This window comes from Amycolatopsis sp. NPDC114504 (assembly GCF_055633595.1).
Map to the genome: position 1 here is coordinate 1,904,821 of NZ_JBVKDU010000001.1, position 24,316 is coordinate 1,929,136.

The 24,316-nt window shown below is 71.6% G+C and carries 24 protein-coding genes; 14 read left to right on the top strand and 10 right to left on the bottom strand.

Annotated features, from left to right (window positions below):
* Nucleotides 1-78 precede the first annotated feature (78 nt).
* The 5 genes from ACZ7PG_RS08870 to ACZ7PG_RS08890 are packed head-to-tail and all read left to right on the top strand — an operon-like array spanning nt 79 to nt 6,769.
* Nucleotides 79-1,524 (top strand): sodium:solute symporter family protein, encoded by a 1,446-nt coding sequence (locus ACZ7PG_RS08870; protein ID WP_470238495.1) that lies wholly within the window; start codon nt 79-81, stop codon nt 1,522-1,524.
* Nucleotides 1,517-2,461, top strand: a complete 945-nt coding sequence (gene speB / locus ACZ7PG_RS08875) for an agmatinase (RefSeq protein ID WP_470238496.1) — start codon at nt 1,517-1,519, stop codon at nt 2,459-2,461. The genes ACZ7PG_RS08870 and speB overlap by 8 nt, the downstream gene beginning before the upstream one ends.
* The gene (locus ACZ7PG_RS08880) at nt 2,458-4,110 is read left to right on the top strand and encodes a thiamine pyrophosphate-binding protein (RefSeq protein ID WP_470238497.1); all 1,653 of its coding nucleotides are present in this window, start codon (nt 2,458-2,460) and stop codon (nt 4,108-4,110) included. The genes speB and ACZ7PG_RS08880 overlap by 4 nt, the downstream gene beginning before the upstream one ends.
* Nucleotides 4,107-5,471 (top strand): aminobutyraldehyde dehydrogenase, encoded by a 1,365-nt coding sequence (locus ACZ7PG_RS08885; RefSeq protein ID WP_470238498.1) that lies wholly within the window; start codon nt 4,107-4,109, stop codon nt 5,469-5,471. Before ACZ7PG_RS08880 ends, ACZ7PG_RS08885 begins: the two co-directional genes overlap by 4 nt.
* Complete coding sequence (locus tag ACZ7PG_RS08890) at nt 5,468-6,769, top strand: purine-cytosine permease family protein (RefSeq protein WP_470238499.1); 1,302 nt, start codon at nt 5,468-5,470, stop codon at nt 6,767-6,769. Before ACZ7PG_RS08885 ends, ACZ7PG_RS08890 begins: the two co-directional genes overlap by 4 nt.
* A gap of 127 nt (nt 6,770-6,896) precedes the next feature.
* Here the strand turns inward: ACZ7PG_RS08890 and dxs are convergent, their stop codons facing one another.
* Complete coding sequence (dxs, locus tag ACZ7PG_RS08895) at nt 6,897-8,810, bottom strand: 1-deoxy-D-xylulose-5-phosphate synthase (RefSeq protein WP_470238500.1); 1,914 nt, start codon at nt 8,808-8,810, stop codon at nt 6,897-6,899.
* A 185-nt stretch (nt 8,811-8,995) separates the two neighbouring features.
* Here dxs and ACZ7PG_RS08900 point away from each other — a divergent pair, with 185 nt between their 5' ends.
* The 4 genes from ACZ7PG_RS08900 (at nt 8,996) to ACZ7PG_RS08915 (ending at nt 12,590) form a co-directional block, all read left to right on the top strand.
* Entirely contained in the window at nt 8,996-10,465 is a 1,470-nt protein-coding gene (locus ACZ7PG_RS08900; RefSeq protein ID WP_470238501.1) for an aldehyde dehydrogenase family protein, read from the top strand.
* 113 nt (nt 10,466-10,578) lie between these two features.
* On the top strand, nt 10,579-11,016 hold the full coding sequence (locus ACZ7PG_RS08905) for a hypothetical protein (protein WP_470238502.1): 438 nt from the start codon (nt 10,579-10,581) through the stop codon (nt 11,014-11,016).
* Nucleotides 11,017-11,653: 637 nt separating this feature from the next.
* Nucleotides 11,654-12,136, top strand: a complete 483-nt coding sequence (locus ACZ7PG_RS08910) for a MarR family winged helix-turn-helix transcriptional regulator (protein ID WP_470238503.1) — start codon at nt 11,654-11,656, stop codon at nt 12,134-12,136.
* A 1-nt stretch (nt 12,137) separates the two neighbouring features.
* On the top strand, nt 12,138-12,590 hold the full coding sequence (locus ACZ7PG_RS08915) for a hypothetical protein (RefSeq protein WP_470238504.1): 453 nt from the start codon (nt 12,138-12,140) through the stop codon (nt 12,588-12,590).
* Here ACZ7PG_RS08915 and ACZ7PG_RS08920 read toward each other — a convergent pair whose 3' ends face one another.
* Genes ACZ7PG_RS08920 through ACZ7PG_RS08930 form a run of 3 tightly spaced genes read right to left on the bottom strand, consistent with a single transcriptional unit; the run spans nt 12,591 to nt 16,404 of the window.
* Nucleotides 12,591-13,154 (bottom strand): TIGR03086 family metal-binding protein, encoded by a 564-nt coding sequence (locus tag ACZ7PG_RS08920; RefSeq protein WP_470238505.1) that lies wholly within the window; start codon nt 13,152-13,154, stop codon nt 12,591-12,593. It abuts the gene before it with no gap.
* 32 nt (nt 13,155-13,186) lie between these two features.
* Entirely contained in the window at nt 13,187-14,374 is a 1,188-nt protein-coding gene (locus ACZ7PG_RS08925) for a class I SAM-dependent RNA methyltransferase (protein WP_470238506.1), read from the bottom strand.
* Entirely contained in the window at nt 14,371-16,404 is a 2,034-nt protein-coding gene (locus ACZ7PG_RS08930; RefSeq protein ID WP_470238507.1) for an APC family permease, read from the bottom strand. Before ACZ7PG_RS08930 ends, ACZ7PG_RS08925 begins: the two co-directional genes overlap by 4 nt.
* A gap of 93 nt (nt 16,405-16,497) precedes the next feature.
* Here ACZ7PG_RS08930 and ACZ7PG_RS08935 point away from each other — a divergent pair, with 93 nt between their 5' ends.
* Together ACZ7PG_RS08935 and ACZ7PG_RS08940 are read left to right on the top strand one after the other, a co-directional pair.
* A complete protein-coding gene (locus tag ACZ7PG_RS08935) occupies nt 16,498-17,163 on the top strand; it encodes a potassium channel family protein (RefSeq protein WP_442875848.1) in 666 nt (221 codons plus the stop codon).
* Nucleotides 17,160-17,816: a potassium channel family protein gene (locus ACZ7PG_RS08940; protein WP_470238508.1), complete on the top strand. Its 657-nt coding sequence runs from the start codon at nt 17,160-17,162 to the stop codon at nt 17,814-17,816. The genes ACZ7PG_RS08935 and ACZ7PG_RS08940 overlap by 4 nt, the downstream gene beginning before the upstream one ends.
* 149 nt (nt 17,817-17,965) lie before the next feature.
* On the opposite strand, the gene ACZ7PG_RS08945 is transcribed toward ACZ7PG_RS08940, so the two are convergent.
* Together ACZ7PG_RS08945 and ACZ7PG_RS08950 are read right to left on the bottom strand one after the other, a co-directional pair.
* A complete protein-coding gene (locus tag ACZ7PG_RS08945) occupies nt 17,966-18,691 on the bottom strand; it encodes a DUF3159 domain-containing protein (protein WP_470238509.1) in 726 nt (241 codons plus the stop codon).
* Between the two features lie 9 nt (nt 18,692-18,700).
* Nucleotides 18,701-19,081 carry an OB-fold nucleic acid binding domain-containing protein gene (locus ACZ7PG_RS08950; RefSeq protein WP_072480405.1) on the bottom strand — a complete coding sequence of 127 codons (381 nt, stop codon included), beginning with the start codon at nt 19,079-19,081 and terminating at the stop codon, nt 18,701-18,703.
* A gap of 136 nt (nt 19,082-19,217) precedes the next feature.
* Between ACZ7PG_RS08950 and ACZ7PG_RS08955 the strand changes: the two genes are divergently transcribed.
* Nucleotides 19,218-19,901, top strand: coding sequence for an alpha/beta fold hydrolase (locus ACZ7PG_RS08955; RefSeq protein WP_470239022.1), 684 nt, complete (start codon nt 19,218-19,220; stop codon nt 19,899-19,901).
* Nucleotides 19,902-19,945: 44 nt separating this feature from the next.
* On the opposite strand, the gene ACZ7PG_RS08960 is transcribed toward ACZ7PG_RS08955, so the two are convergent.
* Together ACZ7PG_RS08960 and dut are read right to left on the bottom strand one after the other, a co-directional pair.
* The gene (locus tag ACZ7PG_RS08960; RefSeq protein ID WP_470238510.1) at nt 19,946-20,608 is read right to left on the bottom strand and encodes a DUF3710 domain-containing protein; all 663 of its coding nucleotides are present in this window, start codon (nt 20,606-20,608) and stop codon (nt 19,946-19,948) included.
* Nucleotides 20,608-21,111 (bottom strand): dUTP diphosphatase, encoded by a 504-nt coding sequence (gene dut / locus ACZ7PG_RS08965; protein ID WP_470238511.1) that lies wholly within the window; start codon nt 21,109-21,111, stop codon nt 20,608-20,610. Before dut ends, ACZ7PG_RS08960 begins: the two co-directional genes overlap by 1 nt.
* Nucleotides 21,112-21,135: 24 nt before the next feature.
* On the opposite strand from dut, the gene ACZ7PG_RS08970 reads away from it, so the two are divergent.
* Nucleotides 21,136-21,618 carry a DUF3093 domain-containing protein gene (locus ACZ7PG_RS08970; RefSeq protein WP_470238512.1) on the top strand — a complete coding sequence of 161 codons (483 nt, stop codon included), beginning with the start codon at nt 21,136-21,138 and terminating at the stop codon, nt 21,616-21,618.
* Nucleotides 21,619-21,758: 140 nt separating this feature from the next.
* Here the strand turns inward: ACZ7PG_RS08970 and ACZ7PG_RS08975 are convergent, their stop codons facing one another.
* Nucleotides 21,759-22,067 carry a DUF4193 domain-containing protein gene (locus ACZ7PG_RS08975; protein ID WP_470238513.1) on the bottom strand — a complete coding sequence of 103 codons (309 nt, stop codon included), beginning with the start codon at nt 22,065-22,067 and terminating at the stop codon, nt 21,759-21,761.
* Nucleotides 22,068-22,583: 516 nt separating this feature from the next.
* On the opposite strand from ACZ7PG_RS08975, the gene cei reads away from it, so the two are divergent.
* Nucleotides 22,584-23,267 (top strand): envelope integrity protein Cei, encoded by a 684-nt coding sequence (cei, locus tag ACZ7PG_RS08980; RefSeq protein WP_470238514.1) that lies wholly within the window; start codon nt 22,584-22,586, stop codon nt 23,265-23,267.
* 205 nt (nt 23,268-23,472) lie between these two features.
* Here cei and ACZ7PG_RS08985 read toward each other — a convergent pair whose 3' ends face one another.
* Nucleotides 23,473-24,291 (bottom strand): inositol monophosphatase family protein, encoded by an 819-nt coding sequence (locus ACZ7PG_RS08985; protein ID WP_470238515.1) that lies wholly within the window; start codon nt 24,289-24,291, stop codon nt 23,473-23,475.
* Nucleotides 24,292-24,316 lie beyond the last annotated feature (25 nt).

The following is a 24,316-nucleotide window of genomic DNA, read 5'->3' on the forward strand; positions in this document are numbered from 1 at the left end:
AGGACGAATCATCCCATGCCGAACAGGGTCCGGCCGTACCTACGGTGACCCGAACAACACCGAGGCAAGGAGGACGCCGTGACCGGGGACTACGTGGTCATCGCCCTGTACATCGCGGGCATGCTCGGGGTCGGCTGGTACGGCCTCCGGCTCGCGAAGACGAAGTCCGACTACCTCGTCGCCGGCCGCCGGCTCGGCTGGTTCATGTACTCCGGCACGATGTCGGCCGTCGTGCTCGGCGGCGCGTCCACCGTCGGCGGCGTGAAGCTCGGCTACACCTACGGCATCTCCGGCATGTGGCTGGTCGTCAGCATCGGCGTCGGCATCCTCGTGCTGCACGCGCTGTTCGCGCGGCGGCTGGTCCGGCTGAAGGTCTACACCGTCGGCGAGATGCTCGACCTGCGCTACGGCGGCCGCACCAGCGCGGTGTCCGGCGTCGTCATGTGGGGCTACACCCTGATGCTCACGGTCACCTCGACGCTGGCCTTCGCGACCATCTTCAAGGTCCTCTTCGACCTGCCGAACTGGGCCGGCATCGCGATCGGCGGCTCGATCGTCGTGCTCTACTCGGTGCTCGGCGGCATGTGGTCGATCACGCTCACCGACATCGCCCAGTTCGTCATCAAGACGATCGGCATCCTGGCGATCCTGCTGCCGGTCGCGATCTCTTCCGCGGGCGGCTTCTCCGGCATGAGCGAAAAACTCGACGCGAGCTTCTTCAGCTTCAGCTCGATCGGCACCGACACGATCATCACGTACTTCGTGATCTACACCTTCGGCCTGCTGATCGGCCAGGACATCTGGCAGCGCGTGTTCACCGCCCGCACCCCGGCGATCGCGACGTCCGGCGGCATCACCTCCGGCGTCTACTGCCTGGTCTACGGCCTCGCCGGCGCCCTGATCGGCACCGCCGCGCACACGCTCTACCCGGACCTCGCCAGCGCGCAGGACGCCTTCGCGACGATCGTCGAACGCCTGCTGCCGACCGGCGTACGCGGCCTAGTGCTGGCCGCCGCGCTGTCGGCGATGATGTCGACCGCGAGCGGCGCGCTGATCGCCTGCTCCACCACCACGACGTCGGACCTGCTCACCAAGATCGGCCTCAAGAAGGGCGGCGAGGTCAGCCGCAACCGGATCGCCACGCTCGTGCTGGGGCTGCTCGCGATCGGCATCGCGATGATCGTCGACGACGTCGTCAACGCCCTCACCATCGCCTACGACATCCTCGTCGGCGGCCTGCTGGTCGCGATCATCGGCGCGTTGTTCTGGAAGCGCGGCACCCGGCAGGGCGCGTACGCGTCGATGGTCGCCGGCACGGTGTCCGTCGCCGCCTTCATGATCATCGACGGCGTCGACGCCAACACCCCGATCTACTGGGGCCTCGGCGCGAGCCTGGTCGTCTACCTGGCCGTCAGCTTCGCCACGCCCCGCACGGCCGACTCGATCCTCGCCGTCTGGACCCGCCGCCTCAGCGGCGAAGACACCACCACCGAAACCCGGGAACAGGAGCCCAGCAGTGCCTAACATCGGACCCCTCGACTCGTCGCGCGTCCCCCGGTTCGCCGGCTTCGCGACCTTCGCGCGGCTGCCGCGGATCGACCAGGTCGAGCACGCCGACGTCGCCGTCGTCGGGGTGCCCTTCGACTCCGGCGTCTCCTACCGGCCCGGCGCGCGGTTCGGCCCGGCGGCGGTGCGCGAGGCGAGCCGGCTGCTGCGGCCGTACCACCCGGAGCTGGACGTCTCGCCGTTCGAAGAGAAACAGGTCGTCGACGCCGGGGACATCGCGGTCAACCCGTTCAACATCGGCGAGGCGATCGAGACGCTGCAGCAGGAAGCCGAGGCGCTGCAGGCGAACGGGACGCGGCTGGTGACGGTCGGCGGCGACCACACCATCGCGCTGCCGCTGCTGCGGGCCGCGGCGAAGCAGCACGGGCCCGTCGCCCTGCTGCACTTCGACGCGCACCTCGACACCTGGGACACCTACTTCGGCGAGCCGTACACCCACGGCACCCCGTTCCGGCGGGCGTCGGAGGAAGGCATCCTCGACACGAGCGCGCTGTCGCACGTCGGTACGCGCGGGCCGCTGTACGGCAAGCGCGACCTCGAAGAGGACCGGCGGCTCGGCTTCGGCATCGTCACCTCCGGCGACGTCCTGCGCCGAGGCGTCGCCGAAACCGTGGACGCGCTGCGGCAGCGGATCGGCGACCGGCCGCTCTACATCTCGGTCGACATCGACGTGCTCGACCCGGCCCACGCCCCCGGCACCGGCACCCCCGAGGCGGGCGGCATGACCAGCCGCGAGCTGCTCGAAATCCTGCGCGGGCTGCGTGATCTCAACCTGATCGGGGCCGACGTCGTCGAGCTGGCCCCCGCCTACGATCACGCCGAGATCACCGCCATCGCGGCCTCCCACGTCGCCTACGACCTGGTGAGCCTGCTGTCGTTGGGAAAGAGCGCATGACCGATACCGACCGCATCGGCGGCGACGTCGTCGTCGAAACCCTCCGCGCGCTGGGCGCCGACACCGTGTTCGGCCTGCCGGGCCAGCACGCGCTCGGCCTGTTCGAGGCGCTGCGGCGAGCCGGCGACCTGCGGGTGATCAGCGGACGCGTCGAGAACAACCTCGCCTTCGCCGCCGACGGGCACGCCCGCGCCCGGCTCGCGGCGAACCCCGACGGCCCGGTGCCGGTGACGCCCCTGCTCGTCTCGACCGGCCCGGGCGCGCTGCTGACGTTGGCCTCCCTGCAGGAGTCCCGCGCGGCGTCGGTGCCGGTGCTCGGCATCTCCAGCCAGGTCCCGGTCGCCGGGCTCGGCGGCGGGCGGCACGGTTACCTGCACGAGCTGCCCGACCAGCAGGCGAGCTTCCGGGACGTCGTGAAGTCGGTGCACGTCGTGCGCCGCGCGAGCCAGATCCCGTCGGCGTTGCGGGAGGCGTGGACGTCGGCCGCGACGGCACCGTACGGCCCGGTGTGGGTCGAGATCCCGCAGGACGTGCTGCTCGGCCCGGCCGGGATCCCGCCGATCACGTCGGTCGCGGCCGCTCCCCCGCCGCTGGAACCGCTGCCCGAGCTGGTCACCGCGGCGGCCGATCTGCTGGCCGCGGCGTCGAACCCGGTGATCCTCGCCGGCGGCGGCGCGCTGCGGTCCGGCGCGCACGCCGAGCTGACGGCGCTGGCCGAGGCCCTGCGCGCCCCGGTCATCTCGACCTTCGGCGGCAAGGGCGTCTTCGGCTGGGACCACGAGCTGTCCGGGCGGTCGTGGATGGAGGACTGGCACACGACGGAGTTCCTCGCGTCCGCGGACGTCCTGCTGGTGCTCGGCTCGGGGCTGGGCGAGCTGTCCAGCAACTACCGCGAGTTCGCCCCGCGCGGCCAGGTGATCCAGGTCGAGGCCGATCTCGGCAAGCTGGAGTCGAACTACCCGGGCCTGGGCATCCACGCCGACGTCAAGCTCACGCTGCAGGCACTGCTGGAGTGGGTGCCGATGCGGGCGTCCGACGGCCGGGCGGAAGCCGCCGTCGCTTCGCTGGTGTCGTCCGTGGAGTCGCGATTGGACGATCAGGACCTGGCCGTCGAGCGCAAGCTGATCGACGACATCCGCGCGGCGCTGCCCGAGGGCACGCAGACGTTCTGGGACATGACGATCGCCGCGTACTGGGCCTGGTCGGCGTGGAACCCCGAGGGCGCGCCGATCCACACCGCGCAGGGCGCGGGCGGGCTGGGCTACGGCCTGCCGGGCGCGCTCGGCGGCGCGGCCGCCGGGAGGCCCACACTCGCCGTGTCCGGTGACGGCGGCGCGATGTACGGCGTCGCCGAGCTGGCCACCGCGGTCCAGCACGGCCTCGACGTCACGTGGCTGGTCGTCGACGACGGCGGCTACGGCGTCCTGCGCGAGTACCTCACCGACGCGTTCGGCCACACCACGGCCACCGAGCTGGCCCGGCCCGACTTCGTGGCCCTGGCTTCGTCGTTCGGCGTGCCCGCGACGTTGTCCACTCTGGACACGGTGGGCGCGGATCTCGCCGAAGCGCTGCGCACGCCCGGGCCGTCCGTGGTCGTCCTCCCCGCCCTGCTGAAGCTGTTCGCGCCGACCCACCTGGAGAAGGCATGACCGACGCCCGCACGCTCGACCTGACCGACCCGGCGACGGGTGAGGTGTTCGGCACCAGCGCAATCGCCTCGCAGTCCGATGTGGACACGGCGCTCGAAGCCGCGGCGCAAGCGTTTGCGGTCTGGCGGCGCAGCACTCCGGCGCAGCGGCAGCTGGCCCTGCTGAAGATCGCCGACGCCCTCGAAGCGCGGGCTTCGGAATTCGCCGACCTGGAGGTGCGCGAGACGGGCAAGATCCGGTCGGTCGTGCTGGAGGAGGAGATCCCGGAGTGCGTGAGCGCGCTGCGGTTCTTCGCCGGCGCCGCGCGGCACCTGGAGGGCACGGCCGCCGGGGAGTACACGCCGGGCCACACGTCGGTGATCCGCCGCGAGCCGGTGGGCGTCTGCGCGCAGATCGCGCCGTGGAACTACCCGCTGATGATGGCGGTCTGGAAGATCGCGCCGGCGCTGGCCGCGGGCAACACCGTGGTGCTGAAGCCGGCCGAGACGACGCCGTCGACCGCCGTGCTGCTGGCTCGCGTGGCCGCGGAGTTCCTGCCCGCGGGGGCGTTCACCGTGCTGACCGGCGACCGCGACACCGGCCGGGCGCTGGTGCGCCACCCGATCACCGAGCTGGTGTCGATCACCGGGTCGACGCGGGCGGGCATCGACGTCGCGACCGTCGCGGCCGCCGACCTCAAGCGCACCCACCTGGAGCTGGGCGGCAACGCACCGCTGCTGGTGTTCCCGGACGTCGACGTCGCGTCGGCGGTGGAAGGCATCGTGGGCGCCGCGTTCTACAACGCCGGGCAGGACTGCACGGCGGGCAGCCGGGTGCTGGTGCACGAGTCGATCCACGACGACTTCGTCGCTTCACTGGCGAAGGCTGCCGCATCGCAGACGCCGGGCGTCGACTACGGGCCGCTTAACAGCGCGGCGCAGTTCTCGCGCGTCGAGGGCTTGATCTCACGGCTGCCTTCGCACGCGCGGATCGAGACCGGCGGGACGCGGTTCGGTTCCCGGGGCTTCTACTTCTCCCCCACGGTGGTTTCCGGCCTCCACCAGGACGACGAGATCGTCCAGGAGGAGATCTTCGGCCCGGTCATCACCGTCCAGTCCTTTTCGGACGAAGCTTCGGGCGTCGAGCTGGCCAACGGCGTCCCGTACGGCCTGGCGTCGTCGGTCTGGACGAACGACCTCGGCGTCGCCGCGCGGGTGTCGGCCGAGCTGGACTTCGGCTGCGTGTGGGTGAACACGCACGGACCGCTGGTGGCCGAGATGCCGCACGGCGGGTTCGGCCACTCCGGCCACGGCAAGGACCTCTCCGGATACGCCTTCGCCGAGTACACCCGCGTCAAGCACGTGATGACGAGGTTCGCATGAGCGACAAGATCACCGAGGTCGAGCAGCACGGCATCGCCCCGATCCCGCCGGAGGAGCAGACATCGCGCCCGCGCGACCTGTTCCGGATGGCGTTCGGCGGCGCGAACACGTTCGCGACGATCATCCTGGGCACACTCCCGATCGCGTACGGGCTGAGCTTCCGCGATGCGGCACTGGCGACAGCGCTCGGCGTGGTCGTAGGCGGGCTGGTACTGGCGCCGATGGCGTTGTTCGGGCCACGGACGCGCACGAACAACGCGGTGTCATCGGGCGCACACTTCGGCGTGGTCGGCCGCTGCGTCGGCTCGTTCCTGTCCCTGCTGACGGCAATAACGTTCTTCGCGATCTCGGTCTGGGTAAGCGGCGACGCGGTGGCCGGCGCGGCACAACGGCTGTTCGGCTTCGACGGCGGCGCGACACTACGGGCCGTGGCGTACGGGCTCATCGCGATCGCGACGCTGGTCGTCTGCATCTACGGCTACCGGTTCATGCTCCTGGTCAACCGGGTAGCGGTGGTCCTCGGCACGGCGATCATGCTGCTCGGGATCGTCGCCTATGGCGGCACGTTCGACCCGGGCTACGCGGGCACGGGAACGTACGCACTGGGCACGTTCTGGCCGACGTTCACGTTGGCGGCCCTGACGGCCCTGGCCAACCCGATCTCATTCGGAGCGTTCCTCGGCGACTGGGCCCGCTACATCCCTTCATCTTTCAGCAAACGTTCTCTGCTGGCAGCGCCGTTCCTCGCGCAGGTGGCGACGTTGCTGCCGTTCGGCTTCGGCATCGCGACGGCGACCCTGGTGGCGGACCCGGCCGACTACATCACGGGGCTGACGGCGGTTTCCCCGCTGTGGTACGCGATCCCGCTGATCGTGGTGGCCCTGATCGGCGGCCTGTCCACGGGCACGACGTCGTTGTACGGCACGGGCCTGGACTTCAGTTCGATCTTCCCGAAGCTGTCCCGGGTCCAGGCAACGCTGCTGATCGGAACGCTGAGCGTGGCATTCATCTTCATCGGCAACTTCGCACTGGACATGGTGTCGAGCATCAACGCGTTCGCAACGCTGATCGTGCTGTGCACATCCCCCTGGATGGTGATCATGATGATCGGCTTCGTCCAGCGGCGCGGCTTCTACGACGTGGCGGACCTGCAGGTGTTCAACGAGGGCCGCCGAGGCGGCCGCTATTGGTTCGCCCACGGAGTGAACTGGCGAGCAATGGCAGCCTGGATCCCGGCAACAACGCTCGGGCTGCTGTGCGCGAACACGCCGATGATCGCGGGCCCCTGCGAGACATAGCGGGCGGAGTGGACGTGAGCCTGCTGGTGACGTTGGCGACGGCAGCGGTGGCATATCCGGTACTGGTGAAGCTGTTCCCAGAACCAGCAGAGGTGTTCGCCTCAGCCCCCACCACGGAACAATCTTTTCACCTGCGATTGACATCCTTGGCCGGAGCAGACTCCGAAGAAGACCCAAGCCGAGAAGCCCACTCAGTAACCCGCCGAGCCACATCCTGAGCGGTCAACCCGATCCGCCCCAGCACCTCGTCCCGGCTGCCCAGGTCGTGGAACGTCTGCGGCACCGCCAGATCCCGCAGCGGGACGTCGCACTCCGCGTCCCGGAAGACCGCCGCCAGGGCCGAGCCGAAGCCGCCGTGGCGGCCGCTGTCCTCGACCGTGACCACGAGCTTGTGCTGTGACGCGAGCGCCACCAGCTCCGCCGGGACCGGCAGGACCCAGCGCGGGTCGACGACCGTCACGCCGATGCCCTGGTCCGCCAGCCGGGCAGCGGCCGCCAGGCCCAGCGTCGCGAACGGCCCCACCGTCACCAGCAGGACGTCGGCGCCCTCCTTCGGGCGGCGCAGCACGTCGACCGTGCCCACACGCTCGACCGCGGCGACGTCGGTACCGACCTTGCCTTTGGAGAACCGCAGCGCAGTCGGACCATCCGAGACAGCGACAGCCTCCCGCAGCTCCTCCCGCAGCGTCGCCGGGTCACGCGGAGCAGCCACCCGCATCCCCGGCACCATGCCGAGCAGCGAAAGGTCCCACATGCCGTGGTGACTCGGGCCGTCCGGGCCCGTGATGCCGGCGCGGTCCAGCACCAGCGTCACCGGCTGGCGATGCAAAGCGACGTCCATCAGCATCTGGTCGAAAGCCCGGTTGAGGAACGTCGAGTAGATCGCGACGACCGGGTGCAGCCCGCCCATCGCCAGCCCGGCGGCCGACGTGACCGCGTGCTGCTCGGCGATGCCGACGTCGTACCAGCGGTCCGGGAACGCCTCGGCGAACTTGTCGAGGCCGGTCGAGCGCAGCATCGCCGCGGTGATCGCGACGACGTCCTCGCGCTCGGCGCCGATCTTCGCCAGCTCGTCGCCGAACACGCCGGTCCAGCTCGGGCCCTTGACCGGCGGCAGGCCGGTCTCGGGGTCGATCGGGTCGGTCTGGTGCATCTGGTCGTGCTCGTGGTTGACCGCGGGCGCGTAGCCGTGGCCCTTCTCGGTCACCACGTGCACGATCACCGCGCCGCCGAACGTCTTCGCGCTGTGCAGGGCCTTCTCCAGCGCCACCTGGTCGTGGCCGTCCACCGGCCCGAGGTACTTCAGGCCGAGGTCGGAGAACATCGCCTGCGGGCTCAGGGCGTCCTTCAGCCCGGCCTTCGCGGCGTGCAGCGCGGCGTAGATCGGCTTGCCGACGACCGGGGTGTGCTTGAGGATCTCGCGGCCGCCGTCGAGCAGCCGCTCGTAGCCGGGCTGCAGGCGCAGCGCCGCGAGGTGGTCGGCGACGCCGCCGATGGTCGGCGAGTAGGAGCGGCCGTTGTCGTTGATGACGATGACGACCGGGCGCTCGCGGTGCGCGGCGATGTTGTTGAGCGCCTCCCAGCACATGCCGCCGGTGAGCGCGCCGTCCCCGACGATGGCGACCGCGTGCCGCTCGCCCTCGCCCAGGGCGAACGCCTTGGCCAGGCCGTCCACATAGGACAGTGCGGACGAGGCGTGGCTGCTTTCGACCCAGTCGTGGTCACTCTCCGCGCGCGACGGGTAACCGGTGACGCCGCCGGTCTGGCGCAGCCGGTCGAAGCCTTCGGCGCGGCCGGTGACGATCTTGTGCACGTAGGCCTGGTGCCCGACGTCCCAGACGATCGCGTCGCGCGGCGAGTCGAACACGCGGTGCAACGCGATGGTCAGCTCGACGACGCCGAGGTTCGGCCCCAGGTGCCCGCCGGCGCGGCGGACCTTGTCGACGAGGAAGTCCCGGATCTCGGCGGACAGTTCGCCGAGGTCCTCGACACTCATGCGCTTCAGGTCCGCCGGTCCGTTGACGGACTCCAGCAACGTCACTCGTCTCCACCTCACTTGATCGGCACGCCCCGCGTCCGGCCAGTCTACGGAGGACGGCCACCGCGCCTCCGCCCGCCGCGTCCGGCGTCACAGGCGGAGCGCGATCACACGTCATCTCCCGGGGTGAACCTCGTCTCCCCGCGGTGCTGTGGCGGTCACGCGCTGTGGCCACGAGAATGGGACGCATGGCGGACTTCTTCATCGGCGGCGACTGGGTGGACGCGATCGGCGGCGGCCGGCGGGAGATCCGCTGCCCGGCCGACGGTTCCCTGGTCGCGACCGTCGCCGAGGGCACCGCCAAGGACACCGAGGCCGCCATCGCGGCGGCGCGGCGGGCGTTCGACACCGGCCCGTGGCCCGGCACGCCCGCGCACCTGCGCGGTGACCTGCTGCTGCGCACCGCGGACCTCCTCGATCGCGACGCGGAGGCGTTCGCGCGCGCCGAGTCCCTCGACACCGGCAAGCGCCTGGTCGAGAGCCGCTACGACATGGCCGACATCGCCGCCTGCCTGCGGTACTTCGGCAAGCTCGCGGCGCAGGACGCGGGCCGCGTCGTCGACACCGGCAACCCGGACGCGTTCAGCCGGATCGTGCACGAACCGGTCGGCGTCTGCGGGCTGATCACGCCGTGGAACTACCCGCTGCTGCAGACCGTGTGGAAGATCGCGCCGGCGCTGGCCGCGGGCAACACGTTCGTGCTCAAGCCCAGCGAGCTGACGCCGCACACCTCGATCCTGTTCCTGAAGCTGCTCACCGAGGCGGGCCTGCCCGCGGGGGTCGGCAACCTGGTGCTGGGCGCGGGCGCCGAGGTGGGCGCGCCGCTGGCCGAGCACCCGGACGTCGACCTGGTGTCGTTCACCGGCGGGCTGGCGACCGGGCGCGTCATCGCCGCCGCGGCGGCCGCGACGGTCAAGAAAGTGGCCCTGGAGCTGGGCGGGAAGAACCCGAACGTGGTCTTCGCCGACGCCGACTTCGAGACGGCGGTCGACTACGCGCTGACGGCGGTGTTCCTGCACTCGGGCCAGGTGTGCTCGGCGGGCACGCGGCTGATCGTGCAGCGCGAGTGGCACGACGAGTTCGTCGCCGAGCTGGTGCGCCGGGCCGAGCGGATCCGCCTGGGCGGGCCGTTCGACTCCCGGGCGGAGACGGGCCCCCTGATCTCGGCGGCCCACCGGGCGAAGATCGAGGCGTACGTCGCGGCGGCGCTGGCCGAGGGCGCGGTGCTCCGGACGGGTGGCCGCCGGCCGGACGACCCGGCATTGGCCGACGGCTTCTACTACCTGCCGACCATCCTGGACCAGGTGAAACAGGGTTCGTCGGCGGTCGTCGACGAGTCGTTCGGGCCGGTGCTGACGGTCGAGACGTTCACCGACGAGGACGACGCGGTCCGCATCGCCAACGACACCCACTACGGCCTGGCCGGCGCGGTGTTCACGAACGACGCGGGGCGGGCGCAGCGCGTGGCCGGGCGGCTGCGCCACGGGACGGTCTGGATCAACGACTTCCACCCGTACCTGCCCCAGGCCGAGTGGGGCGGCTACAGGCAGTCCGGCTTCGGCCGCGAGCTGGGCCCGACGGGGCTCGCCGAGTACACCGAGGTCAAGCACATCTACCAGAACCTCCGGCCGGCACCGCAGCACTGGTTCGCCGGCTGACGCGGGGCGCGTCGCCCGATCGGGATCCACCGAACGGCCCAGCGCCGGAAAGGTGCTCGGAAAGCCGTTTCCCGCGTCTTATGCTGCGTCCACCGCGACGCAGGGAGGCCGGAGTGGACCAGCATCGACCGGGGAAGCGGTTTCGGGGCCCGCGCGCCGTGGCGGTGGGGATCGCGAGCCTCGGCGTGATCGCGGGCCTGACCCTGCGCACGGCGGACTACCCCGGGATGCTCCCGCCGGGGACGCCGGATCCGGAGCTGGACCTGGGGTTGCGCCTGGTCTGCGCGGCAGCGGTGCTGATCGCGGGGACGCTGGCGTACCTGACGTTCGCCCGCCACCAGGACGAGCCGCTGGCGATGACGTGCCTCCCGGGTCTGGTGGTGACGGGCGTGGTGCTGCGCCATCTGGTGGTGACGCTCCCGGGAGTGACGAGAATGCAGCCGGCGGCGCGGGTGGTACCGGGGGCGGGGTCGTGGGTGCTGTTGGTGTCGGGGGTGGCGATGACGGCGGCCGGGTTGGCGGCGGCGTTCGCGGTGCGCCGGGCGGCTTGAGCTGGGTGCGGCAGCCCTTAGGCGCTGATCTGGGGCACCTGCTGGCAGCCTTCGCAGCTCGCCGAGCGGCGTGAGCAGGGCGTGGCCGATGCCCGCAGGTCGCGGCTGGCCGGTTTGGCGGCGGCGTTCGCGGTGCGCCGAGCGGCCTGAGCGGGGTACGGCGCCCTTCGGCGCTGCTCTGGGGCACCTGCCAGCAGCCTTCGCGGCTCGCCGAGCGGCGTGAGCAGGGCGTGGCCGATGCCCGCAGGTCGCGGCTGGCCGGTTTGGCGGCGGCGTTCGCGGTGCGCCGAGCGGCCTGAGCGGGGTACGGCGCCCTTCGGCGCTGCTCTGGGGCACCTGCCAGCAGCCTTCGCGGCTCGCCGAGCGGCGTGAGCAGGCCCCCAGCGCTGCCGCAGCCGGCCCGGCGGCGACCTTCGCGGCGCGCCCAGAGGCCTGAGCGGAGTGCGGCCGGCCCTGAGCGCTGCCGATGTCCGGGTCGCGATGACGGCGGCCGACCGGGCAGCAGCTGAGCGAGGTGCTGCCGCCCCGCTGATCGCGAGCGCGGCGGTGTTAGTGGGGTGCCGGAGCCGCACTGATCGCGGAGCGGCGGCTGAAGCGAGCCTTCCCGCAACGCCCACACCTCCGCTAAACTCGTTTCATGCCGCAACGAAACGAAGCCGCCGAGCTGGCGCGGGCCGTTATGGAGCTCATCGACCAGGGACATCGGCAGATCTCGCGGCGGATCGACCTCACTCGCGTCCGCGTGCTCGGGCTTGTCTCCGCCCGGGGGCCGCTGCGGCCGCGGGATATTGCCGCGGAGCTCGGCCTCACCGCGTCCGCCACCAGCCGGCACCTCTCCGCTCTCGAACGGGATGGCCGCGTCGTCGTCGAGGCGGATCCGGGTGACTCGCGGACCTTTCTCGTCCGGGTCTCGCCGGGTGGGCAGGCCGAGATCGACGCCACCGTCGATGCCGGTGCCGCCGTGTTCGCGCAGGTCATCGCCGACTGGCCGGACGAAGACGTCGCCACCGCGCGGGTCCTCATCACCCGCCTCAACGACGCCTGGGCCCGGCGCGGCGAAACCAGCAGCACCCCACCGACCGGCCCGCGCTGGCAGCGGGCCCGCATGCAGGAGGACTGACGTGGACACGACCACCCGCGCGAAGAGCGCACCCAAGCCCGTCCAGGCCGCCCGGGCCCTCCTGGCCCTCGTCGGGCTGAGCCACCTCGTCATCCCGATCGTCATGGGCGCGCGCGAGGACACCCTGCGTGATCAGATCGCCGTGCAGCACCCGGATTTCGGGGCCGCCGAGGTCGCGCGGTCGGCCGATGTCGCCGTGGTCTCCGGGGCCGTCTTCCACGGCCTGCTGCTCCTCCTCTGCCTCCTCCTGGTCGTCAAGCTGGGCTCGGGCCGGCCGTGGACGCGCCGGCTCACCGTCGTCTCGCAGCTGCTGTCGGTGGTCTTCGGCTTCTTCTCGTGGTCGTCGTCGCCGATGTTCCACGCCGTCATCCCCGTGGCCGCCCTCGCGCAGCTCGCCGTCGTCGTCCTGGTGTGGGCGCCTCGGCCGTCGCGGGACTTCTTCGCCAAGCGGTAGCTAGCCGTTCACCGCCTTCCGGCCGAGGAACGCCGCCAGCCGGTCGGCCGGCGTCGCCCCGGGCGGTGCCTCCACCTCCGGTCCGAACGGGCCGCCCGGCTGCCGGGGCGCCGCACCGAACCGGGACCGCCACTGCTCCAGCGCCCCCTCCGCGAGGTCCGGCAGCAGGTCGGTCGACGCACCGGTCGCGGCCGCGAGGTCCCAGCCGTGGGCCAGGTACTCGTTCACGCGCATGTGGACGAGGAACACGCCCGGCACCTCCCCCAGCGGGGTCGTCACCTTCCGCGCGAACAACCCGGGCGAGGCCAGCACCTCCCGCGCCGCCGCGACGGACGCCACGAAAGCCGAAGCCGGGGACGCACCGAGATAGTCGCCGTCCGGGACCGGTGGACCCAACCCGGCCCAGAACGCGACCTTCGCGTTGCCGTGCGCGAGGTGGTTGACCACCGCGCGGACGTCCCAGTCCGCGCACGCCGTCGGCAGGGTCCACTGGTCGTCACGGAGCGCGCTGACCAGGGAAGTCACCGTCGAGGCCGCGCGATCGAAGTCGTCGAGAGGAGTCATGCCCGCAGTGTGACGGTCACCACCGACAAAACTCAGGACAGCAGCGCCACGCACTCCACGTGGTGGGTCATCGGGAACGCGTCGAACGCCCGCAGATCCGTCAGGCCGTAGCCGTGCGACGCGAAGGTCGCCAGGTCACGGGCCAGTGCCGCGGGGTCGCACGCCACGTAGACGATCCGATCGGGTGAACCCGCGACGATCGACTCCACCACCGCCTTGCCCGCCCCCTTGCGCGGCGGGTCCAGCACCACGACGTCCACGGGCTTCGGGGCCGACTCCAGCACGTGCTCGACGCGCCCGGCCTCCCAGGAGACCTGGGGCAGGTCGGCCAGGTTCTTCTCGCCGTCGGCGACCGCGCGCCGGCCGGACTCGATCGCCAGCACCCGGCCCGCCGGGCCGACCTGCGAAGCCAGCACCGACGCGAACAGCCCGACCCCGGCGTAGAGGTCCCACGCCGAACCACCCGCGGGGGCGTCCGCCCACTCGGCCACGACGGCGGCCAGCGTCGACGCCGCCGCCGGGTGGACCTGCCAGAAGCCGTGCGCGTCGAGGTGCCAGTCGCGCCCGGCCGCGTGCTGAACGGCCACGCCGCCCGCCAGCTGCCGGGCGCGGACCTTGCCGCGGACCGTCGACAGCTCGCGCACGTGGACACCGCCGTCGCCGTCGCTGGTGACCTCGAGCTCGCTGCCCGGCCGCCAGCGCCGCGCCAGGACGTCGTCGAGCTCGCCCGGCACCGCGATCGGGCAGTCCTCCAGGGCCACCACCCGGTGGCTGTGGTGGGCGCGCAGGCCCGCGCGTCCCTCGCGGTCGGCGACCAGCCGGACGCGGCTGCGCCAGTCCAGCGGACCGCCGTCGAGAGCCTCCACGACGACCTCGCGCTCGATGCCGGCCAGCCGCTGGAGCTGTTCCGCCACCACCGAAGCCTTCAACGAGCGTTGGTACGCGGGGGAAGCGTGCTGCCAGTCGCACCCTCCGCAACCGCCGGGCACCGCGAGCGGGCACGGCGGTTCGACCCGGAACTCCGACGCCGACAGCACCTCGATCGCGTCGCCGCGGCAGAAGGACCCGCCGTTGTCCTCGGTGACCTCGACGCGGACCTGCTCGCCCGGCAGCGCGTGCCGGACGAACACGACGCGGCCGTCGGCACGCGCCACGCAGTGGCCGCCGTGCGCCACCGCGCCGACCTCGACCTCGAGGACCCGGCCCAGCCAGCTCGTCATTCGGCAGGCTCCTTGGGCTTCGGCGCCGTGACCGGCTTTCCGTTGGGTGAGAAGCCGCGGCGGACGTCGCCGGCCGCGGGACGTTCGTTCCGGACGCGCGCGGCCGCCTTGGCCGAGGACTCCAGCTGCCACGGCACGCTCGCGACGATCACACCGGACTGGAACAGCAGGCGGCCCTTGAGCCGCAGCGCGCTCTGGTTGTGCAGCACCTGTTCCCACCAGTGCCCGACCACGTACTCCGGGATGAACACCGTGACGACGTTGCGCGGGTTGTCGCCGCGCACGCGCTTCACGTAGTCCAGGACCGGTTTCGTGATTTCGCGGTAGGGCGACTCGACGACCTTCAGCGGCACCTTGAAGTTGTGGGCGTCCCATTCAGCGGTGAGCCTGCGCGTGTCCGCATCGTCCACATTGACCGTCACGGCTTCGAGGACGTCCGGGCGCATCGCCTTGGCGTAGGCCAGCGCGCGCAGCGTCGGCCGGTGCAGTTTGGACACCAGCACGATCGCGTGGTTGCGCGACGGCAGCACGGTCGGGGTGTCGCCGAGGTCCTTCAGCTCGTCGGCGACGCGGTCGTAGTGCTTGCGGATAGCCGTCATCAGCACGAAGATCGCCACCATCGCCGCGATCGCGATCCACGCGCCGAGCAGGAACTTCGTGATGAGCACGATCACCAGCACGACGCCGGTCATGGTCAGGCCGACCGCGTTCACCGTCTGCGAGCGCCGCATCCGCCGCCGCTTGGCCGGGTCGGTTTCCTTGGCCAGCAACCGGTTCCAGTGCCGAATCATGCCGGCCTGACTCACCGTGAACGACACGAACACACCCACGATGTAGAGCTGGATGAGCCGCGTGACCTCGGCGTCGAACGCGATGATCAGCACCAGCGCGAACGCCGAGAGGAACAGGATCCCGTTGGAGAACGCCAGCCGGTCGCCGCGCGTGTGCAGCTGCCGCGGCAGGTAGCGGTCCTGCGCCAGGATCGAGCCCAGCACCGGGAAGCCGTTGAACGCGGTGTTCGCGGCCAGCAGCAGGATGATGCCGGTGGAGAAGGAGATGTAGTAGAACGCCGGCGGGAAGTCGGCGAACACCGCGTGCGCGATCTGCGCGACGATCGTCTTCTGCTCGTAGCCGGCGGGCGCGCCGGCGAGCTGCTCCGCCGGGTCTTCGGCGAACTTGACGTCGGTGATCGAGGCCAGCGTGATGATGCCGACCAGCATGGTCACCGCGAGCAGGCCCATCATCAGCAGCGTCGTCGCCGCGTTCTTCGACTTGGGTTTCTGGAACGCCGGGACGCCGTTGCTGATCGCCTCGACCCCGGTCAGCGCCGCCGCACCGGAGGAGAACGCGCGCAGCACTAGGAAGGCGTACGCGACGCCCGCGAAGGTCCCCTCGGCGTTCAACGTGAACCCGGCGCTCTCGGCCTTCATGTCGGCGCCGGTCGCCGCCCGGAACAGGCCCCAGGCGACCATCACCATGATGCCCAGGATGAACCCGTATGTCGGGATCGCGAAGGCCTTCCCCGACTCCCGGATGCCGCGCAGGTTCAACGAGGTCAGCACGACCACGATGACGATCGACGCGAGCACCTTGTGCTGCGCCACCCACGGCACGGCCGACCCGATGTTGGCCACACCGGACGAAGTGGACACGGCGACCGTCAGGACGTAGTCGACGAGCAGCGCGCTCGCCACGGTCAGCCCGAACTTCCCGCCCAGGTTCGTGTTGGCGACCTCGTAGTCGCCGCCGCCGCTGGGGTAGGCGTGCACGTTCTGCCGGTACGACGCGACGACGACCAGCATCACCAGCGCGACCATGATGCCGATCCACGGCGCCAGCGCGTAGGCGGAGAGGCCCGCGACGCTCAGCGTCAGGAAGATCTCTTCGGGGGCGTACGCCACGCTCGAGAGCGCGTCGGACGCGAAGATAGGCAGCGCGATGCGCTTCGGCAGGAGCGTGTGAGCGAGCCTGTCACTGCGGAACGGACGTCCGAGGACCAGGCGTTTCAGCACGGTCGGGAACTTCGACACCACGGAAGCGTAGCCGCCGGGGTGCACGGTAGGTTCGGCGCTGGCATGTCCGGGTAGGTACGGACGGGTTAACCGCCGAAGAGGAGGCAGGGCGTGCACGTGGTGATCATGGGATGCGGCCGGGTGGGCGCGTCTCTGGCCGCTGCGCTGGAGCGGCTCGGCCACGAGGTGGCCGTCATCGACAAGAGCCAGCAGGCGTTCCGGCGGCTCGGCAGCGACTTCCACGGCCAGCAGGTCGTCGGCGTCGGGTTCGACCGCAAGGTGCTGATCGAAGCGGGCATCGAGCGGGCCGGCGCGTTCGCGGCGGTGTCCAGCGGCGACAACTCGAACATCATCTCCGCGCGGGTCGCGCGCGAGAACTTCGGCATCGAGCACGTCGTCGCGCGGATCTACGACCACAAGCGCGCGGCCGTGTACGAGCGGCTGGGCATCCCGACGGTGGCGACCGTGCCGTGGACCACCGACCGGTTCCTGCGCACGCTCCTGCCGGACGGCGTCGCGTCGGCGTGGCGGGACCCGTCGGGCAACGTCGCGCTGCTGCAGCTGCCGCTGCACGAGGGCTGGGTCGGGCACTCCGTCCGGTCCCTGCAGGAGGCGTCCGGCGCGCGGGTGGCGTTCATCATGCGCTTCGGCACGCCGGTGCTGCCGGACGGCAAGACGATGGTGCAGGACGGCGACGACGTGTGGGTCGCGGCGCGCTCCGGCACCGTCAGCGACGTGACGAGTGTGGCCAATCGCGAACCGGAGGACGAGGCATGAGGGTCGCGATCGCCGGCGCGGGCGCGGTGGGGCGCTCGATCGCCAACGAGCTGATCGACGGCAGGCACCAGGTGATGCTCATCGAGCGGGAGGCCGACCAGTTCGAGCCGCAGACCGTCGAGCAGGCCGACTGGGTGCTGGGCGACGCGTGCGAGGTGTCGATCCTGGAGGAGTCCGGGATCGAGCAGTGCGACGTCGTGATCGCCGCCACCGGCGACGACAAGGCAAACCTGGTCGTCTCCCTGCTGGCCAAGACGGAGTTCGCGGTGCGGCGCGTGGTGGCGCGGGTGAACAACCCGGCCAACGAGTGGCTGTTCACCGACGCCTGGGGCGTCGACGTCGCGGTGTCGACCCCGCGGATGCTCGCGGCGATGGTCGAGGAGGCGGTCAGCGTCGGCGACCTGGTGCGGCTGATGACGTTCCGCCAAAGCAACGCGAACCTCGTCGAGCTGACGCTGCCGGCGGAGACCCCGCTGGCCGGCAAGCCGGTGAGCGAACTTTCGCTGCCGCGCGACGCGGCGCTGGTGACGATCCTGCGGGGTGACCGGGTGATCGTGCCGCAGCCGGAGGACCCGCTGGAGCCCGGCGACGAGCTGCTGTTCGTCGCGACGGCGGACGTGGAGCCGGAGATCCGGACGGCGCTGGGGTACTGAGTTCACGAGGAAGGCCCCGGCAGATGCTGCCGGGGCCTTCTTCGTGATCGAAAGCTGTCGGTGCCGGCCGGTAATGTGAAAACCGGGGGTCCCCCACGCGCGCGGGTTGTGTCGCTTCGCGAGCAGCGCACCGGGCCCGGAGCGAACCGTCAGGCTTCGGGAGCCTGGGCGTACTTCGCGCGCAGCCGGGCTTCGACTTCGGCGTCGGTCTCCGGCTTGGGCTCGTCCTCGGCCTGTGCCTTCAGCCGCTTGTCCGACCGGCGCACCGCCCAGACCACCACCAGCAGGCCCAGCGCGTACAGCGGGTACCCCATGGCGATCTTCGTGAAGGCCAGCCAGCCGGTGTAGTCCTCCTGGTACAGCCACCGCTGGACGACGAACCGGGCGGCGAACACGGCCGCCAAGGCCAGCGTCGCGATGTCGTAGCCGTAGCGGGACGGCTTGTCCTTGCGCCACGCCTGGCCGGTGCCGTTCAGCACGTTCCACACGACGCCCGCGATCGGCCAGCGCACGACCACCGACAGCACGAAGATCCCGCAGTACACCAGGCTCGCGTAGATCCCGAAGAGGAAGAACCCCTTCGCGGACCCCGTGCGGTAGGCGATGAACGCCGCGATCGCGACGCCGAAGAAACCGGAGATCGCCGGCTGCAGGGGCTCCTTGCGGACCACCCGCAGCACGGTGATCGCCACCGCGCTGCCCACCGACGTCCAGATGGCGGCGGTCAGGCCGAAGAAAGCGTTCGCCAGGACGAAGACGATCACCGGCACCGACGAGTAGATCAGGCCGGACACGCCGCCCATCTGCTCGAGCAGGGTCGGCTGCGGTTCTTCCTCCGCGTCTGTCTTCTTCTCGCTCGGGGCGGGTTCAGTCACGATGGGTGATCAACTCACTGGGCTCTGGAGCTCGTAATAGGGGTTGTACAGCACCTTCTGGCCGTCACGCTCGGCCATCCGGCCGCGCACCTTGATCGTCCGGCCAGGCTCGATGCCCGGGATCCGGCGGCGGCCGAGCCAGATTAGCGTCACGCCCTGTGTCCCGTCGAACAGCTCCGCCTCCAGCGTGGCGGCCTCGTTCGTCGGGCAGAGCTCCACGCTGCGCAGTCTCCCCATCACGGTGACCTCTTCGCCGGAACGGCAGTCGCAGGCCCGCTGCGCGCCCTCGGCGCCGGACCTCATCGACATCTCGTCGGCGTCGAGCTCGTCGACGTCGCTGGTCAGCTTGCGTACCAGCCGGCTGAAGTAGCCGCCGTCTTTGGCGGACATAGGTGCTCCTGTGCTCCGGGGCCGGCGACAAAACTGCTTGCGGCCCGTGCGGTTCAAGGGTACTGCGGTCTCCGCCAGGGAAACGCCTTTGCGCAAAGATCGCAACGTGACGTCCGCGATCAGAGTTCCCGCCGCGGTGCTGCTGCCCGGCACCGGCTCGGACGAGGTGTTCGTCCGGGCGGTCTTCGCCGGCCCCCTGCGCGCCCTCGGTGTCCCGCTCATCGCGCCACCGCCGCCGCCCGGTGCGGCACTGGCGGACGGCTACCTCGCGACGCTGGACGCGCTGGCGGACGAACACGGCGAACTGCTCGTAGGCGGCATTTCGTTCGGCGCCCACCTGGCCGCGGAGTGGGCGGTGGCCAATCCGGGCCGTTGCGGGGGCCTGCTGGCCGCGCTCCCGGCCTGGAACGGCCCGCCGGGCCTGGCACCCGCATCGCTGGCCGCGACGCTGTCCGCGGATCTGGTGGCCGGCTCCGGGGTCGGCGCGGCGCTGGCGCAGACGGCGGGCAGCCCGGACTGGCTGCGTGCGGAACTGGACCGGGCGTGGCGCCGCCACGGCGACGGGCTGGCGGCGGGCCTGCGCGCCGCCGCGGACCGTCCGGCGCCGACGCTCGAAGCGCTCTCCGCGCTGGCCGTCCCGGCCGGGATCGGCACCTGCACCGACGACCCCATCCACCCGACGAAAGTCGCATCGGAGTGGGCCCGCGCCCTCCCCCGCGCCGCCCTCGGCGAGACGACGCTGGACGCGCTGGGCGCCGACCGCGAGTCCCTGGGCCGGGCGACCGTGCTCGCCTTCCTGAGGGCCCTCGAAACGCACTGAGGGGCACCCGCGCGGTCGCGCGCGGGTGCCCCTCAAAGACGTGGTCAGCCCTGTTGCTGCTGGGCCGCGATGTGCTCGGCGACGGCGTCGGGCAGCGTGATGGTGAGCGGGGTGCGGACCGGCATCGGCGCGTCACCGCGGTCGACGATCGTGCGCCGCACGATCCCGCGCAGCACCTCCACCGCCGCCGCGGCCTCCGACTGCGGCCCGGCGATGACGCCGCGCAGCATCCAGCGCGGCCGGTCGATGCCGACGAACCGCAGCGAGACGTCGCCGACGATGGCCGAGATCTCCAGGCCCCACACGCCGCGGCCGATGTTGACCTTGGCGCCGTCGGCCCGCAGCTGCTCGGCGAGCTCCGTGCTCACCTCGCGCCAGAGGCCGCCGGTGCGCGGCGCGGCGTAGGCGCTGACCGTGATCTGGCCCTGCTCGGTGACGACGTGCACGGCGCGCACGCCCCCGGTCTCGGGGTCCATCTCGACCTGGACCTGGGATCCGTCGGGCACCGGCACCTTCACCGAGCCGAGGTCGATCCGCGGGACGCCGTCGTCCTCGAAGTCCGCGACGTCGAACGGGCCGTCGGAGACGTCCGACAGCTCCGAGTCCTCGTCGTACGCCTCGTCCTCGATCGTGTCGTCGGCCTCGGGCGCGGCGTGCCTGCCGGCGGACTCGCCCTCGGTCCGCCGCTTGCGTCCGAAAATCCCCACTACTTCTCCGTTCCTTCCCCCGCGCCGGCGCTCGCGCCGAGCGCCTGTGCTCCCAGTGTGGCGTGTCCACCCGTGGAGCCGTAGCCTCCGTCGCCCCGTTCGGTGGCGTCGAGCTCGGCGACCTCGACGAACACCGCGTGCTCGACCCGCTGCACGACCAGCTGGGCGATGCGGTCGCCGCGCGTGAGCTTCACCGGGTGCACCGGGTCGTGGTTGATCAGGCAGACCTTGATCTCCCCGCGGTAGCCCGCGTCGATCGTGCCCGGCGTGTTCACCACCGAGAGGCCGACCCGGGCGGCCAGGCCCGACCGCGGGTGGACGAACCCCGCGTACCCGGGCGGGAGCGCGATCGCGACGCCGGTGCCGACGACGCCGCGTTCCCCGGGTTTCAGCACGATATCCGAGGTCGTGACGAGATCGGCGCCCGCGTCGCCCGGCCGGGCGTAGGCGGGCGGCGGGACATCCGGGTCGAGCCGGGAGAGGAGTACCTGAACGCTGGACACGGGCGGCGAGATTACTCTCTACCCGTGGGTGAATCTGCGAAGACGGCCGCGAGTGCCGCGGTCCGGCACTCCGAGCGGCTGTACGTGCCGTGGTGGGGCTGGCCGTTGCCGGTGCTGGGCGCCATCCTGCTGGCCGCCGAGGTCGACATGGGCTACCCCGGCGTCCGGGCGTGGCTGCCGTACGTGATCGCGCTGCCGGTCGTGGTAGGGCTGATGCTGTCGCTGGGCCGGGCGAAGGTCCGCGTCACCGGCGGTGACGAGCCGGAGCTGTGGGTGGGCGACGCGCACCTGCCGCTGCGCTACGCCGGGAAGATCGAGATCTTCGACAAGGACGCCAAGCGCAAGGCGCTGGGCCGCGACGGCGACCCCGCCGCGTACGTGCTGCACCGCGGCTGGGTGGGCCCGGTCGTCCGGATCACGCTCACCGACCCCGCCGACCCGACGCCGTACTGGCTGTTCAGCACCCGGCACCCCGAGCGCGTCGCCGAGCTGGTCAAGGGCGCCTGACCCCGGCCCCTCAGGACATGGGAAGGGGGCCGGCCTGCCGGCCGGCCCCCTTGTCCCCAGCGCTTCGAGCCTCCCCCTTGGTGCCCTCGAGGCTCTCCGCGTCTGTTCGTCCCCTGAACCCTGTCCGAGATCCCGCGCTATCAGGCGCAGTCGCGGCAGATCAGGCGTCCGCCGCTTTCCTCCGACAGCCGGCTGCGGTGGTGCACCAGGAAGCACACGGAGCAGGTGAATTCATCCGCCTGCTTCGGCACCACCTTCACGGTCATGTCCTCCCCGGAAAGCCCGGAAAGGTCGGCACCCGGCAGCTCGAAGTTCTCGGCGGTCGCGTCCTCGTCGACGTCGACGACGCCGGACTGGTTCTCGTTCCGCCGGGCCTTGAGCTCCTCCAACGAGTCTTCGGCCAGCTCGTCGGCTTCGCTGCGGCGCGGAGCGTCGTAGTCGGTAGCCATGTGTCCCTCACCCCTGCGATCAGCTTGTGTAGTCGTTTTCCCGGACCCCCGGGTGCGCCCGTGAGTCCGCCGTGCCGCTGGTCAACGTTCCAGGGCCGCTGTTTGTGCCCGACGGCCGAAGTGACCGAGGTCTCTTCTTTATGGGCCTCTTCCTGCGGCCGGAGCCCGGGAAGGGTAGCTCACGCCCGCGACGGTTCTGCAACGAGTCAGACATTGCCCCGAAATCGTCACCCGACAGGGGGAACCCGCAGGTAAGACGCGTTGTCGTCCATTCGGGTTGCCCGCGGGTGGAGAACTTCACCGGCGGCCCGTGTCCGCTTGCCCCGGCCGACCCCGCCGTGGTGCGATCGCCGCACGGGGAACCGTCGCGGACGAGGTCCGCGACGACGAGCAAAACACCGGAAACCGGCGAGGTGACCCGGGACGCCGGGCACCGGCCGCAGCGCCTAGGCTGATCGGCCACGACGGTGCCGGGTTCGCACCGGCCGGGTTCGGTGTTCGGGAAGGGACGGGCAGGTGGCGTCGGGGAACGGCATCGGGGACCGTGAGGCGCGGCCTTATCGCAAGCACAAGCCGCTGCCGGCGCTGATCGTCATCGGCGTGCTCGCGCTCGGCGCGATCATCGTCTGGATCAACGCGGCGGTCGGCAAGGGCGACGTCGACGAGGCCGTGAAGTGCGACCCGGCCGCGAGCCCGCCGCCGGGTGTCACGTTCAGCACGCTCCCCCACAACGCGCTCGACGACCGCGCGCCGGTGCCGCCGGACAAGGTCGCCGTCAAGGTCCTCAACGCCTCCAGCACCCGCGGCCAGGGCGGCATCGCCACCACCGCGCTGAAGGAGCTGGGCTTCACCGGCGCCGGCGAGCCGGCCAACGATCCCGCCTACGAGGGCCGCGTGGCCAAGTGCCGCGGCCAGATCCGCTTCGGCGAGAACGGCGTCACCGCGGCCCGGACGCTCAGCCTGGTCGTCCCGTGCGCCGAGCTGGTCCAGGACAACCGCAAAGACGCGAGCGTCGACCTGGTCACGGGCAGCCTCTTCGGGGATCTCAGGCCGCGCGCGGAGGCCCGCCAGATCCTCACCCAGCTCGCCGACTGGTCCAAGGCCCACCAGGGGGGCGGCACGAACGAGCAGTCGGCCGGCGCGAAGGCCCCGGTCATCGACCAGACGTTGCTCGCCTCGGCCCACGACGTCGGCTGCTGAGGCCCGAGCGCGCACAACGCCTCAGAGACCCAACGCCCCTGCGACCCGACCCGCGCGCGTGGGGGCGCCCCCGTTTTCCACGCTACCGGCGAGCACCGACAGTTCCGGCGACCCGGCGTCGCGAACGGCCCGTTCGCGACGCCAGAGGTCCCCGATGAGGCGTTCGCGATGCCGGAGTCCCGGATGAGACGTTCGCGACCCGCCCTCAGACCTCCGACGCGCCGCAGTCCGCGAGAACCTTCCGCAGCGGATCCGCGATCGACGGCGCCGCCGCGTAGGTCGCGTCCGTGCCCAGCTCCGGGGCCGATCCCGGCAGGTGCACCCGTGCGCCCGCCTCCGCCGCGATGAGCGCCCCCGCCGCCCAGTCCCAGCGGTGCAGCCCGTGCTCCACGTACGCGTCGAGCCAGCCCGCCGCCACCGCGCACAGGTCCAGCGACGCCGCCCCGTTGCGCCGGATGTCGCGGACGCGCCCGAGCAGCTCCGCCGCGAAGCGCGACTGCCGCGTCCGCCGCTCGGCCGCATACGCGAACCCGGTCCCGACGAGCGTCAGCTCCAGCCGGGCGGGTGCCGACACCGCCAGCCGGCGGCCGTCCAGGAACGCGCCCTGGCCGCGTGCGGCCGACCAGACGCGCCCGCTCGCCGGCTCCACCACCGCGCCCGCCACCGACTCGCCGCCGACCTGCGCCGCCACCGACACCGCGAACCACGGCAGGCCGTAGAGGAAGTTGACCGTGCCGTCGATCGGGTCGACGACCCAGGTCACGCCGTCGCCGGCCGACCCGCCGCCTTCCTCGCCGAGCACCGGCTCCCCCGGCCGCAGCGAAGCCAGCCGGGCGCGCACGAGCTGTTCCGACTCGTGGTCCACCGCGGTCACCACGTCGGTGTCCGCGGACTTCGTGTCCACGGCCACCGAGCGCCCCCGGGCCATCCCCTCCCAGGCCTCGCGGACCAGCTCGGCGGCGTCCGTCGCGACCTGCACCGCGACGCTTTTCAGCAACGACTCGTCAACTCCCACGTCCGACATGTCACCACATCCGGTTAAAGTCTCC